This is a genomic window from Ligilactobacillus faecis, from assembly GCF_029889745.1.
GTDB lineage: Bacteria > Bacillota > Bacilli > Lactobacillales > Lactobacillaceae > Ligilactobacillus > Ligilactobacillus faecis.
Genome location: NZ_CP123639.1, coordinates 1,996,140 through 2,009,559, shown reverse-complemented (window position 1 = coordinate 2,009,559; position 13,420 = coordinate 1,996,140). Strand labels below are relative to the sequence as shown.

Here is a 13,420-nt window from a genome sequence, read left to right as displayed (position 1 = left end):
TTTTTACGCATTATTTTTTAGCTTCAGCTAATTTAGTAGCATAGCGCTTATTACCTTGGTGTAATTCATAAACGGTCCAGATGAGAAGCGCTAAGATCAAGACAACTACGACATAGGCGATCATTGTTGCAAGATGAACATCGCTTGCGGTTGGATTATCACCGAAAAATTGCAAGATCGCATCTGGCATTCCTTTGAAATCGAGGATCGTCAAAGTTAAAACAGATAGCCAACCTAAGATCTTGACCCAAAGAGAGTTCTTAAAACGTTCGCCCATTTCTACCTTACTGTTTGTCATCATCAAAAGTGGGACCATCGAGAATGGCAAAGCTAGAGAAAGAAAGACTTGTGAGTTGATCATCAAGTTATTCAAAGCTTGATGTTCACGTTCGGCACTTTGACCGGCAGAAAGGGAAACACAGATCAAAACTGGGATCACAGAGATCAAACGTGTGATCAAGCGCCGTGCCCAAAGTGGCATCTTCAAGTGGACGAAACCTTCCATGATAACTTGACCAGTTAAAGTTCCTGTGATCGTTGAGTTTTGCCCGGAAGCAAGTAAGGCGACCGCAAAAAGTACTGAGAGTACGCCTGATTTAGCGACTGAGATCAAAACACCGTTGCTCAACATCGAAGTATCGGAAAGGGCTGCGTAAAGACCAAAGAATGAAGGGTCATCAACAGCACCACTCTTGAAGACAGCAACACCCATGATCAACAGTAACGAGTTTACGATAAAAGCAGCACCTAATTGGATGTTGGAATCCCAAGCTGAGAAACGGACTGCTTCAGCGACTTCGTCTTCGTTATTATGATCGATCTGACGTGTTTGAGAAACAGCCGAGTGAAGATATAAGTTATGTGGCATAACAGTTGCCCCGATGATACCTAAAGCACCATTCAATGGTGTCATACCGTTGACTTCTGGTGTCGTAGCAAATGTTTGTGCTGTTGGGATAAAGCCGCTAAAGACAGCGCCCCAATCTGGGTCAGATAGTGCAACTTGATAAACAAAGACAAATAAGATAACTAAGATCAAAGCAACAACGATCGCTTCGATCTTGCGAAAACCGATCTTAGTCAATAAGAGCAAGAGTAAAACGTCAAATACAGTAATGAAAACAGCTACGACTAACGGAATACCAAAGAGTAAGTATAAGGCGATCGCAGCCCCGATAACTTCAGCGATATCAGTTGCCATGATAGCTAACTCAGTCAAGATCCATAAAACGATCCCCAGAGTCTTACCAGTGCGGGCGCGGATCGCTTGGGCTAGATCCATCCGGCTCACGATCCCAAGTTTGGCAGCCATGTATTGTAAAAGCATCGCGATCAAACTTGACATCAAGATAACGGACATTAATAAGTATTGGAAATTTTGTCCACCGGTGATCGAAGTCGACCAGTTACCTGGATCCATATAACCTACAGCAACTAAAGCTCCAGGACCTGAATAGGCAAATAAAGTGCGCCAAAACCCCTTTCCTTTTGGTACAACGACCGTACCATTGATTTCCTCTAATGAGGGACCATTCGCATATTCTACGAGTTTGTGTTTTTCGTGTTGTTTATCCACAATAAAAACCGTCCTTCCTTTTTTCGGTACTTTGACATTGTACACCTTATTAAGTCAAATTAAAAGTATTTTTAGGTGCACCTTAGAAATTTTTTTTAGACAGTAAATCGTAGTTCAAAATCTTAAGCTAACTCTCAGACTTGTCAGTTGCATCCTTAGGCAAAAGTGCTAAAATTAGTAATCTAAAGTAATTGTTAAATGCATAAAAGGATAAGATATGGAAAAAGAACGCTATCTAACATATTTTTCAGCAAAGCAACCGCGTCGAGTCACTGTTATTCGACAGATACTTGAAGGTCATTTGACGACTTCAGCTCTTTTTTGGGGGAAAGCCTATGGATTATTAGATTTAATCAATACTCCTAAATTTGAAACCAAGATCGAAACAGCTGTATCAGAACTCCAAAAAGAAGGGGCACTAGTTGCAGAAGAAAAAGGGCTAGTACTGACTGCAAATGGGGTCGCACGTTGCAAAGCTTTTCAAGACAATCATTTTTATTTGACGATGCCTGCTTTTTTTGCAAAACTCACATGGCAAAAATGGTCTGAGATGCTACGTTTGCTAGTTCAAGTCAGTTCTGAACTCAGTTATCGAAATGAACGTTATTTTGTGATCACAAATGACCTTCAAGTACAACAGCTATTCAAAGCGTGGTTGAAAAAATATGGTAAGCAAACTTTACTGACTGAAACGTTTGCTTCGCTAGAAAGCTTTTTAGCTACAAAAGATCCACTTAAAGCGCAGATTTTTTGCGAACAATTGACTGGACACAAAATGCTTGGACAGACAATACCACAATTGGCACGAAAATATCACTTAGAGCTGAGCGACATCTTTTATATTTGGCATGATCTGAGCAGTTGTTATGCAAATTATTTGTTGAAAGAGGAGTTCAAGTCAGCTGAACTTGTGCTTCCTTTTATGCAAGGACAACGCTTGCCACAAAGTAGCCAAACGACATATGAATTATTACGTCAAGGGGCAACGCTTGAACAGATCGCAATTAAGCGTCATTTAAAGCTCAATACAGTTAAAGAACATTTGTTGAATATCGCGCTCTTAACACCTGGTTTTCCTTTTGAAAATTTTTTATCTGCCCAAGTCGAGCGTGACTTGCACACTTTTTTTAAGCACTTACCTGTTTTAGATTGGAATTTTCAAGCAGTCAAAAAGGTCTATCCCCAATTATCGTTTGTAGAATTTCGTTTATATCAAATAATGAGGCTAGAAAATGAAAGAGCTTAAGACATTTTTAAAACAAAAATTTGGTCACTCAGATTTTAAGATCGGGCAAGAAGAGACGATCAAAACAGTCTTAGAAAAAAATTCCGCCTTAGCGATCTTACCAACTGGAACAGGTAAGTCACTTTGTTATCAATTTTTAGGTGAATATTTGGCGTGTCCAGTTTTGATCGTCTCACCGTTGATCTCGTTGATGCAAGACCAAGTCGAACAGTTGCGGTATCAAGGAGAAAAGGCTGTGATCGCACTCAATTCCAATTTAAGTTATGATCAAAAACAATTAGCCTTAAAAAATATAGCTCGATTCAAATTTATCTATGTTTCTCCTGAGATGCTCACTTCAAATGAACTGCTTACTCGTTTGCGCTCTTTAGAGATCGGACTTTTTGTTGTTGATGAAGCTCACTGTATCTCAAAATGGGGGCCTGACTTTCGCCCAGATTATCTAAATTTAGGCAATCTTAAAGAAAAATTGCAGATCAAACGAACGCTAGCACTAACAGCTACTGCGACTAAAAGAGTTGAACAAGATATTTTAAAGGAGTTACGACTAAAGGAGACGCCGATCATCCGTTACCCGGTCGATCGCAACAATATCTTTTTAGAAGTGCAAAAATTTGCAACACCAGAGGAAAAGAAAATGTATTTGCTTGAAAAGATAACTTCAGCCAAAGGGCCAGGAGTCATCTATTTTTCAAGTAAACAGAAAGCTGAGGAAATAAATTTAGAGCTTTTAGAGTTAGGTCTAGCTTCAGCAGTCTATCACGCAGGCCTTGAGCTAAATGAACGTTATTTGATCCAACAACAGTTTTTAAATGATCAGCTTGAGATCGTTTGTGCAACAAGTGCTTTTGGGATGGGGATCAATAAACAAAATATTCGGTATGTGATCCATTATCATTTACCAAGTGATCTTGAAAGTTATGTCCAAGAGATCGGACGCTGTGCTCGTGATGGAAAAAAGGGGAACGCGCTCCTTCTTTATAGTCCTGATGATCTAGTGCGACAACGTTTTATTCTGGAAAAAAATTTACCAGATACGACACAGATCCGTTATTTTTATCAAAAAAGACAAGTTTTAGCGAGTTTTGAAACTGAAGAAGCTAAGGTTTTACAACGCTTGATCGCAACGGGAAAGAGCGAACAAGAATTGATCGCGATGACAGAGACACGTAGAGAAGAAAAAGAGCTTGCGTTAACGCATTTACTTGCTTATTTAGACGAGTCCCAATGTAAACGACGGTTTATTGCTAACTATTTTGGAGATGATCCGCTTCCCAAGCATCAGGAAAATGGTTGTTGTAGTTGTGGTAAAGGAGACTCACAGATATTTCAAACGGAACGCATAAATAAGACGGCTCCTCCTAAAATAGAATTAGGGTATGAAAAATATTTAGCTAAGCTTTTTGCTAAAGATCAACATTAGTAGATAGGGCATTTTCTAGTTGCAAAGTTTATTGGCTGGTCGACTCTATTGATTGAGTGAGGTGTCTTTTTGAGTCGTGTCATTTGATATAGTTTGCCCAAAAAGACTAGAAAATTATTAATCTGTATTTTTAGGCTAAATTATGCTATGATATTTTCTAGCATCGTTCAGTGTTGTAGTCGACACAAACGATAATAGGTCATCAGACATTTTAAGTTAAAAGATGTGGAATGTCACTAAGTTTATTGCTTTAAGCTTTGAAGTAATAATGATAAAATATTAACCATAAAGTAGACTAGATCAATTCTGGATCGTTGCCTACTTTGGATAAGTAATTTTAGGAAAGGAAAGCTATATCGACTTTTGATGAGTTTTCTCATTCACATCTATATAGCATGAGAGGAAGACAGATGAGTCGAAGAAATGACGATCATAGAAAAAAGCCTTGGGAACAATCAGATGATCGGACTAAACCTTGGGAAAAAACTTTTGAAGAGAAAAAGGACGATAACGGAAATTATTCTCGTAGAGTCAGTCGACAAAATAATAAAAATAATACTCTATTGACAACTGGACTCTTGGTCGTATTTGTCATTATTATTTTCAGCACGATCGCGTTTTACTTCATCTCACAAAGAGATTCAAAACAAACTGCAAGTACTGATGATGCGATCGAAGTCGTTTCTTCGAGCGAAAAGAAAGTTGCTCGGTCGTCTTCAAAAAAGAAAGTCAAGAGTTCTGCTAAAACTGGTTCAAAAGCCAAAACTAGTTCTGAATCAGCTAAAGATACACTCGATGATAGTTCAGCAACTTCTTCTGTTGCAGAGCAGTCTTCTACAGCCGAAGCTTCTTCTGTAGAAAGTGTGTCTTCAACTGAAACGACTGCTGAATCCCATTCAGAACAAGCTACAAGTTCAAGTGTGGCTGAAGCTTCTTCAAGTAGTGAAGCTGAGCACCAATACATCTCAGTTCCAGCTGGACAAGGGTTGTATCGGGTAGCAGTAAATAATGGGTTGACGCTTGATCAATTATTACAATTAAATCCTGGTCTGTCTGCTAATTCCAGTATCTCACCTGGTCAGCAGATCCGAATCAAATAAGTTATTAAGGAGTATGCTGTTTATTAAGTGTCCTAGTCGTTAGAAGAGGACGCTTTTTTCATGAAAAACAGTAAAGTGTTATGCAAAAAAAGATCCAAATCGCAATCGATGGACCTGCCTCAGCAGGTAAAAGTACAGTTGCTAAGTTAGTGGCTAAAAAGCTAAATTATATTTATTGTGATACAGGTGCGATGTATCGGGCAACGACTTGGGCTGCCAAAGAACATGGAGTAGCTTTTGATGATGATGTTGCTTTAGGCGAATTACTAGGAAAGATCCAGATCGAATTTATACCAGCTGAGCCAGAACAATTAGTTTTTGTCGATGGTGTTGATGTGACCCAGGCGATCAGAACGCCTGTGATCACAAATAATGTTTCTGCTGTAGCTGCTCAACCAATGGTACGTAAAGCTTTGACTAAAAGACAACAAATGATCGCCAAAAATGGTGGGATCGTGATGGACGGTCGGGATATCGGTTCAACAGTATTGCCAGATGCAGAAGTTAAGATCTTTTTAGTTGCAAGTGTTAAAGAACGAGCCTTGCGACGTTTTAAAGAAAATCAACAAAAAGGTATCATGACTCCACTTGCTGTTTTAGAAAAAGAGATCGAAGCGCGTGATTATAAAGACTCACATCGCGAAGTTTCGCCTTTAGTACAGGCTAAAGATGCGATCTTAGTCGATACGACTTCTTTAGATATTAAAGAAGTTACGGATGAGATCATGAAAATTGTTGAAAAATTTGATAAATAGTTAATTTAACTAGCTTTTTAGCTAGCTATCAGTTAAAATGATAGATAGAGTTAGTCGTTAAGGAGGACAAAGTCCATGAGTGAATCAGAAAACAAGGATTTATTAGAAGCTTTAAACAGCGTCAAACCAGTTAAAGTTGGTGACGTTGTCAAAGGCGAAGTGTTAGCATTTGATGATAAGAAACAAGTTATCGTCGGGATCGAAGGTACAGGTGTCGAAGGTGTCGTGCCTGCCCGTGAATTAAGCGTAAAAGCTGACGAGATCGAAGATAACATCAAAGTTGGAGACGTACTTGATCTTGTAGTTATCTCAAAGATCGGCTCTGACAAAGAAGGCGGTAGCTACTTATTATCACAACGTCGCCTTGAAGCCCGCAAGGTGTGGGATGAGATCGAAAAGAAATTTGAAGCAGGTGAAACTCTTACAGTGCCTGTTACTCAAATCGTAAAAGGTGGCTTAGTTGTTGACGCTGGCGTTCGTGGCTTTGTCCCTGCATCAATGGTCTCTGACCACTTTGTTGAAGATTTCAACCAATACAAAGGTCAAGAACTTGAACTTAAGATCGTTGAGATCGAACCAAGCGAAAACCGTTTGATCTTATCACGTAAAGAACTTGTACAACAAGAACGTGAAGCTAAGAAACAAGAGATCATGTCACAATTAGCAGCTGGTGATGTACTTGACGGTAAAGTTGCTCGTTTGACAAACTTTGGTGCCTTTGTAGATCTCGGTGGTGTTGATGGTTTAGTACACGTATCTGAAATTTCATACGAACGTGTTGGTAAACCAGCTGATGTTTTAGAAGTTGGTCAAGATGTTAAAGTTAAAGTTTTATCTGTTGACCCTGAAAAAGATCGTATCTCACTTTCGATCAAACAAACATTACCACAACCATGGGATAACATCGAAGAAAAAGTTGCTGAAGGCGATGTTTTAGATGGTAAAGTAAAACGCTTGACAAGTTTTGGTGCCTTTGTGGAAGTCTTCCCAGGTGTTGAAGGTCTTGTTCATATTTCACAGATCTCACACAAACACATTGCTACACCTAACGAAGTGTTGACTTCTGGTCAAGATGTTAAGGTCAAAGTGTTGAACGTTAACGGTGCAGATCGTCGTCTTGCTTTATCTATCAAAGCTTTACAAGAAAAGCCTGCCGCTGATAAAAAAGAAGTTGAAGTTGTCGAAGAAGAACGCGTAGAGATCCCAGAAGAAGATACTGGATTTACTTTAGGTGATCTTGTTGGTGACGACTTGAAAAGCGAAGAATAATCTCAGTTAGTTGAGATCATTTACTGGCCCAAGTGCGATAGCTTTTGGGTCAGTTTTTTTAATGATAGATATTATTATGGAAGGAAAGGACATACGTGTTAACGTATGCAGGTAATTGAATATGGCAAATCCAGTAGTTGCGATCGTCGGTCGACCTAATGTTGGAAAATCAACTGTGTTCAATCGGATCGCTGGTGAACGGATCTCGATCGTCGAAGATACACCAGGTGTGACACGAGACCGTATTTATGCAAAAAGCGAATGGTTAGGACAACCATTTAATATTATCGATACTGGTGGGATCGATATGGGTGATGAACCATTTTTAAAACAAATAACAGAACAAGCACAGATAGCGATCGATGAAGCAGATGTGATCGTTTTTGTAACAAGCGTCAAAGAAGGCGTGACTGATGCTGATGAAAAAGTTGCAAAGATCTTATATCAAACAGATAAACCGGTTATTTTAGCAGTCAATAAAGTTGATAATCCTGAACTACGCAGTGAGATCTATGATTTTTATTCCCTTGGTTTTGGCGCTCCTATGCCATTATCTGGGACACATGGAATCGGAACGGGCGATCTTTTAGATAAGATCTGCCAACTGTTTCCTAAAGATGGTGCAGAAGAAGAAGACACTTCGATCAAATTTAGCTTTATCGGACGCCCAAATGTTGGAAAATCTTCACTTGTCAATGCGATCTTAGGTGAAAATCGGGTGATCGTTTCCAACATTGAAGGTACGACACGTGATGCGATCGATACAAAATTTATCTCAAAAGATAACACCGAATTTACGATGATCGATACAGCCGGGATCCGCAAGAAGGGTAAAGTTTATGAAAGCACTGAAAAATATTCAGTCTTACGTGCTATGCGGGCGATCGATCGCTCAGATGTCGTCTGTGTTGTTTTAAATGCTGAAGAAGGTATTCGTGAACAAGATAAGCATGTTGCTGGTTATGCCCATGAAGCTGGACGTGGGATCATTATCGTTGTTAATAAATGGGATACTTTGAAAAAAGGTAATCATACGATGCAAGAATTTGAAAAAACGATCCGTCAAGAATTTCAATATCTGAGTTATGCGCCGATCATCTTTGTTTCGGCTAAGACACGGCAACGACTAGAAAAACTCCCAGAATTGATCAAACGGGTCAATACGAACCATGAACGGCGCATACCATCGGCTGTTTTGAATGATGTTATCATGGATGCGATCGCGCATAATCCAACACCGACTGATAATGGTAAACGTCTGCGGGTCTACTATGCAACTCAAGTCGCAGTCAAACCACCAACATTCGTTGTTTTTGTCAATGATCCAGATTTGATGCACTTCTCATATGAGCGTTTTCTTGAAAACCAAATTCGAGCAGCTTTTGATTTCGAAGGAACACCGATCCACGTGATCGAAAGACGTCGAAAATAAATTAAAATAGCTTGAATATTCTAAAAATATGGGTAAAAACGTTGCTATATTAGGCTTTCTATGCTATCTTATTAGATGAGCAATGATTTGTTAGTCATTGTTTCATCATCTTTAGCTATTAGGCATAAAGATGGAAAATAAGATATGATCTTATATCTTTATATCTTCACTTGAGGAGGTGAAACACATGGCAAACAAAGCACAATTGATCGAAACTGTTGCTGAAAAAACAGGTTTGACAAAGAAAGACGCTACTGTTGCAGTTGATGCAGTTTTTGGTTCTATCCAAGACTACCTCAAAGAAGGCGAAAAAGTTCAATTGATCGGCTTTGGTAACTTCGAAGTTCGTGAACGTGCAGCTCGTAAGGGTCGCAACCCACAAACTGGTAAAGAAATCCAAATTCCTGCAAGCAAGGTACCTGCATTCAAGCCAGGTAAAGCACTTAAAGACGCAGTTAAATAAGCTTAGCTTTTTAGCCGTAGAACCCTTGATATATCAAGGGTTCTTTTTTTGTGCGAGGCTGTGACATAAGTAGTCTCTATAAGAGAAAAGTATCTCAGAAATCGAAAATTTGATTTCTGAGATACTTTTTCTTTACGTATTTTGTTTATCTTGGTCACTACTGTGACTAATTTGTTGATATTCATTGCCAAAACTACAATGCCCATTTCCTTTTCGACTCTTTCGCTCCCCCTAACTGAGAATCGGTTGAATCCCAAAGAAGCCTTCAATCTTCCAAAAACAGGTTCAACATCAATTTTGCGCCGTGCATAGATTGATCCAGTATTAGAAGATGAAAGTAAAGCTCGTTGTTGTGCTTTAAAATATTCCCAGGCATTATTGACCATGATCTTCCTTACGTGTCCACTTTTAGTTAAGGCTCGGGGATCTATCAAATGATCATCATCAAATTTTTCAGCAGTATATACTTTAAAATCTCTAGTAAATCCATACTTATCAGTTCTTTTAGAATAGTTTGAAAAATTGAATCTAACACCGTTAAGGTCTAAATAATAGTCATCTTTTTCATTATAAGACCAATTCATGATTTTATGATCATCAGTTTTCCATTTGCGACTATTCTCTTTGAGCATTGTCCCATAAGGGATCAAAACGGTGCGATCACCGTAATTATCGTCACAAAAACGATAATTACTCTCAGAACCATACCCAGCATCAGCAACGATAGTTGAACCAAGTACGCCATTGTCATTCAAATGGTCAATAAAAGTAGGAAGCGTTCTTGTATCAGTTGGATTAGCAAATAACTTATACCCGGTAATAAACTGGTTACTAGTAGCAATTTGAAGATTATAAGCAGGTTTTAGTTGTCCGTTTAACATTGGATCTTCTTTTACACGCATAAAAGTAGCATCATGGTCAGTTTTAGAGTAACTATTTCGTTCTCTAAGGATGTCTTTTTGTTTTTGGTGATTTTGCATTTTTTCTTTACGCGTTAATAGTTTTTTGTAGGTTGCCTTTAATTTTCGACGTTCTTGTTTCGCAGGGTTCGGCGATACTTGTCTAGTTTCTTCGACTTTTTGATCTAAAGCAACTAGATAATCTTCAAACTTGGCAATTATTACATCTAATGCTTCCAAAGTCAGGTCAGATCCTTTGGGGATCTTTCCGATAACTTTAGCTTCGTGGAGCTCGCCTAAAAGTTCAACAACTTTTTGACGATTGAGCTCATCAAAACGAACGACATTTTTCTTCCAGACAAAAGAATACTTATTAGCATCCGCAAGGATCTTCGTACCGTCAATGAAAGAAATGTCATCAATCAGATTATGTTTTTTTAGAAAAGCTGTCAATTTAGTTAAACTCTCTTGTGTTAAGGTAGCTAACTCATCAGAGATCCGAAAACGACAAATAGTTCGATAAGAAGGGACTTGATCAGCGATCAACCAACCAGCAGGCTTATTTTCGCGAGCAAATCTCTCAATTTTTCGACTACTAAAGATACCATAGCTATAAGCAAGTAAAGTGAGCTTTAGCATAGCAGCTAGATCATATTCACGAGGGCGTCCAAATTGATAGTTATACTTGAGTTCTAAACTTTCAACAAGTTCATTGATGTAGAGAGCTGGATGATTTTTTTCAGGAATATATTCTAAAGAGATGTTCAAAATAGTCTGATTAATGTTATAATGACTGTGTATCATTTTATGTTATCCTTTCGAGGGTAATTGTGAGGTAGCCGGGCGTGGCTACCTTTTTTCTTTGATTATAATTCAAAAGCTGGATATATGAAACACGAAGGTTTCCATACATCCAGCTTTATTTTGTAGACTTATGTCACAGCCTCTTTTTTGTGCTTTGAGAAAAAACAGTTTTCTGGGCAAATTTTGGGCAAAAAGAGATCATAAACCAGTATTTTCCAGTTTATCGATCAGATTCTTTTGCATTTTCTTAGTTACGTGTGTATAGATCTCTTGTGTGGTCGACACGACGCATAATCGTTTGAAAAGGGACATCATTTTCGACCAGGATCGAAATATGCGTATGCCGAAAAATATGTGGGGATAAATTTTTTTCTTCCGGGATACCAACTTTATCTCGGTTCAAGTTGTAAAAAGAAACCCGCGCTCGTTACATTTTTTTGCTGAATTTACTTTGCAGTGCATTTTCTGTGAGTACAGTTTCTAAAAGAGCGATTGTTCTTTTAGTGAGTGTAACAGCTGGACATAGTTTTTGTTGGTCCTTTTTTAGCATTTGCATAGTCGTTTAGCTTATCGATAGTGCCAGAGACATGGACGACTTTAATATTTAAACTTCCCTAGATTTGATTTTTTAGTTTGCGAGAAAGGACTTGATCGGGTTGAAAAAATTCCTTTTTGAGCTATATCATTTGATATAGTTTGCTTAAAAAGACTAGGAAATTATTGAGCTAGTAGATTTGTGGTATAATCGGAAAGGTAAAGACCTTGCTATTTTACATAGAAAGTTCTATGTTAGAAATAAGAATTGAATTAAAGGACTGATTTTAGCATGACATATGCCGAAAAAACTTTAGATTTTTTGTCTAAAGGTGATCTTACTTCAGCTGAAGAAAATTTTACTCAAGCTTTAAAAAATGACAGTGATGAGATGATCTATAGTTTAGCTGAGGAATTATACTCGCTAGGATTTTCTGAAATGGCCCAAAAAGCTTATCAGCATTTATTAGAACTCTATCCAGATGAAGATTCGTTGAAAACACCATTAGCTGAGATCGAGATCAGCGAAGGAAATGATGATAAAGCTTTAGCGATCTTGTCACAGATCACCCCAGATTCAGATGCATATTTAGAAGCTTTGCTCGTAAGTGCAGATCTTTACCAAACGCAAGGAGCTTTTGATGTTAGTGAACAAAAGTTGCTACAGGCTTATTATTTAGCACCTGAAGAACCAGTGATCGAATTTGCTTTAGCTGAGCTTTATTTTAATATCAAAGAGTATCGTAAAGCAGCTAAGTTTTACTTATCCTTAGTTAAGCAAGGGATCTTAGAATTTTCTCGGGTCAACTTAGTGGCACGCTTAGGTGTTTCTTATGCAGGGTATGGTAAATTTGAAACAGCTTTAGGTTATTTAGAACAGATCTCAGCTGAACAAATGGATAATGATACTTTGTTTCAGTTAGCTTTCACCCAAAGAGAACTAGGTGATCTTGAAAATGCAGCTAAAAACTTCGAAGAATTACGAGATAAAGCTCCAGATTACGTGACGCTTTATCCATACTTAGCTGATATTTATGAACAAGAAGGTAATTTTACTCAAGCTTTGATCACAGCTAAAGAAGGATTAGCCGTGGATGAATTTAATATCTATTTGTATGAAAAAGCAAGTTTATTAGCTGCCAAATTAGGTCAAACTTCTGAAGCGATAACTTATCTGAAAAAAGCGCTTGAGATCGAACCAGGCAATTTGACGCTTGTGTTAGAATTGAGTAATCAACTTTTGGCAAGTCAAGCTCATGAGGAAAATATCGCTTTATTACATGAATACTTAGCTAATGAAGAGATCGATCCACAAATGTATTGGAATCTAGGACGCTCACAAGCTACCCTTGATGAGTTTGAAGAAGCATTGAAAAATTATCAAACTGCAATGCGCTATTTAGATGATAATGAAGATTTCTTACGCGATGCAGCCTTTTTCTTTAGAAGTGCAGGTCAAAGAACGTTAGCATTAGAAATGGCGGAAAAATATTTATCAAAAAATCCAACTGATTACGAAGTAGAAGAATTAGTATCTGAATTAGAGTATTGATAAAGAAGTAGACTATTGATATCAGTCAAATGATATGGACTTTTTCACAAACATTTCTCTTATAGAATTACGGGGAGTGGTTTAACTGTTGCTAAAAACATACTAAAGCAGCTTACATTTTATATAGTAGCATTTTCTTACGCAAGTACATGAGCAATTTGTTGTAAAAAGAAAAAGTAGCGTGTAACGTCAAATTAAATTTGATAATTGTATATAAATTTTTGTCAAAGCTACACTTTCGACACTGTTCATTCGATAAGGTAAGGTAAAATACTCTATTTTTTATAGTACTATTTGCTTGGATAGCTTTGGGATCAGTTTTAATAATATAAGATCAGGACATTTAAAGTTCTCTTTTGTGTAGTCT

General features: G+C 37.9%; 10 protein-coding genes and 1 pseudogene. 8 read left to right on the top strand and 3 right to left on the bottom strand.

Annotated elements, in window-relative coordinates:
* Window positions 1-10: 10 nt before the first annotated feature.
* Window positions 11-1,576: an Nramp family divalent metal transporter gene (locus QFX10_RS09150; protein ID WP_280605923.1), complete on the bottom strand. Its 1,566-nt coding sequence runs from the start codon at window positions 1,574-1,576 to the stop codon at window positions 11-13.
* Between the two features lie 217 nt (window positions 1,577-1,793).
* On the opposite strand from QFX10_RS09150, the gene QFX10_RS09145 reads away from it, so the two are divergent.
* From QFX10_RS09145 to QFX10_RS09115, 7 genes are all read left to right on the top strand, one after another.
* Complete coding sequence (locus tag QFX10_RS09145) at window positions 1,794-2,822, top strand: helix-turn-helix domain-containing protein (protein WP_280605922.1); 1,029 nt, start codon at window positions 1,794-1,796, stop codon at window positions 2,820-2,822.
* Window positions 2,809-4,245 carry a RecQ family ATP-dependent DNA helicase gene (locus tag QFX10_RS09140; RefSeq protein WP_280605921.1) on the top strand — a complete coding sequence of 479 codons (1,437 nt, stop codon included), beginning with the start codon at window positions 2,809-2,811 and terminating at the stop codon, window positions 4,243-4,245. The genes QFX10_RS09145 and QFX10_RS09140 overlap by 14 nt, the downstream gene beginning before the upstream one ends.
* Before the next feature lie 410 nt (window positions 4,246-4,655).
* A complete protein-coding gene (locus tag QFX10_RS09135) occupies window positions 4,656-5,345 on the top strand; it encodes a LysM peptidoglycan-binding domain-containing protein (protein WP_280605920.1) in 690 nt (229 codons plus the stop codon).
* Between the two features lie 80 nt (window positions 5,346-5,425).
* Window positions 5,426-6,100 carry a (d)CMP kinase gene (gene cmk, locus QFX10_RS09130; protein ID WP_280605919.1) on the top strand — a complete coding sequence of 225 codons (675 nt, stop codon included), beginning with the start codon at window positions 5,426-5,428 and terminating at the stop codon, window positions 6,098-6,100.
* A 75-nt stretch (window positions 6,101-6,175) separates the two neighbouring features.
* The gene (rpsA, locus tag QFX10_RS09125) at window positions 6,176-7,369 is read left to right on the top strand and encodes a 30S ribosomal protein S1 (RefSeq protein ID WP_280605918.1); all 1,194 of its coding nucleotides are present in this window, start codon (window positions 6,176-6,178) and stop codon (window positions 7,367-7,369) included.
* Between the two features lie 121 nt (window positions 7,370-7,490).
* On the top strand, window positions 7,491-8,801 hold the full coding sequence (gene der / locus QFX10_RS09120; protein ID WP_280605917.1) for a ribosome biogenesis GTPase Der: 1,311 nt from the start codon (window positions 7,491-7,493) through the stop codon (window positions 8,799-8,801).
* Between the two features lie 187 nt (window positions 8,802-8,988).
* Window positions 8,989-9,264 (top strand): HU family DNA-binding protein, encoded by a 276-nt coding sequence (locus QFX10_RS09115; protein ID WP_004047651.1) that lies wholly within the window; start codon window positions 8,989-8,991, stop codon window positions 9,262-9,264.
* A 2-nt stretch (window positions 9,265-9,266) separates the two neighbouring features.
* Here QFX10_RS09115 and QFX10_RS09110 read toward each other — a convergent pair whose 3' ends face one another.
* Together QFX10_RS09110 and QFX10_RS10980 are read right to left on the bottom strand one after the other, a co-directional pair.
* On the bottom strand, window positions 9,267-10,964 hold the full coding sequence (locus QFX10_RS09110) for an IS1182 family transposase (protein ID WP_280607274.1): 1,698 nt from the start codon (window positions 10,962-10,964) through the stop codon (window positions 9,267-9,269).
* Window positions 10,965-11,165: 201 nt separating this feature from the next.
* Window positions 11,166-11,346 (bottom strand): annotated as a pseudogene (locus QFX10_RS10980) (tyrosine-type recombinase/integrase); the annotation flags it as partial.
* A gap of 447 nt (window positions 11,347-11,793) precedes the next feature.
* On the opposite strand from QFX10_RS10980, the gene QFX10_RS09105 reads away from it, so the two are divergent.
* Window positions 11,794-13,053 (top strand): tetratricopeptide repeat protein, encoded by a 1,260-nt coding sequence (locus QFX10_RS09105; protein WP_280605916.1) that lies wholly within the window; start codon window positions 11,794-11,796, stop codon window positions 13,051-13,053.
* The last annotated feature ends 367 nt before the right edge of the window (window positions 13,054-13,420 follow it).

What these genes read in the sequence shown, in the direction of transcription:
- rpsA (WP_280605918.1), top strand. Translation starts at nt 6,176, where the DNA reads ATGAGTGAATCAGAAAACAAGGATTTATTAGAAGCTTTAAACAGCGTC.
- QFX10_RS09115 (WP_004047651.1), top strand. Translation starts at nt 8,989, where the DNA reads ATGGCAAACAAAGCACAATTGATCGAAACTGTTGCTGAAAAAACAGGT.
- QFX10_RS09140 (WP_280605921.1), top strand. Translation starts at nt 2,809, where the DNA reads ATGAAAGAGCTTAAGACATTTTTAAAACAAAAATTTGGTCACTCAGAT.
- cmk (WP_280605919.1), top strand. Translation starts at nt 5,426, where the DNA reads ATGCAAAAAAAGATCCAAATCGCAATCGATGGACCTGCCTCAGCAGGT.
- QFX10_RS09135 (WP_280605920.1), top strand. Translation starts at nt 4,656, where the DNA reads ATGAGTCGAAGAAATGACGATCATAGAAAAAAGCCTTGGGAACAATCA.
- QFX10_RS09105 (WP_280605916.1), top strand. Translation starts at nt 11,794, where the DNA reads ATGACATATGCCGAAAAAACTTTAGATTTTTTGTCTAAAGGTGATCTT.
- der (WP_280605917.1), top strand. Translation starts at nt 7,491, where the DNA reads ATGGCAAATCCAGTAGTTGCGATCGTCGGTCGACCTAATGTTGGAAAA.
- QFX10_RS09145 (WP_280605922.1), top strand. Translation starts at nt 1,794, where the DNA reads ATGGAAAAAGAACGCTATCTAACATATTTTTCAGCAAAGCAACCGCGT.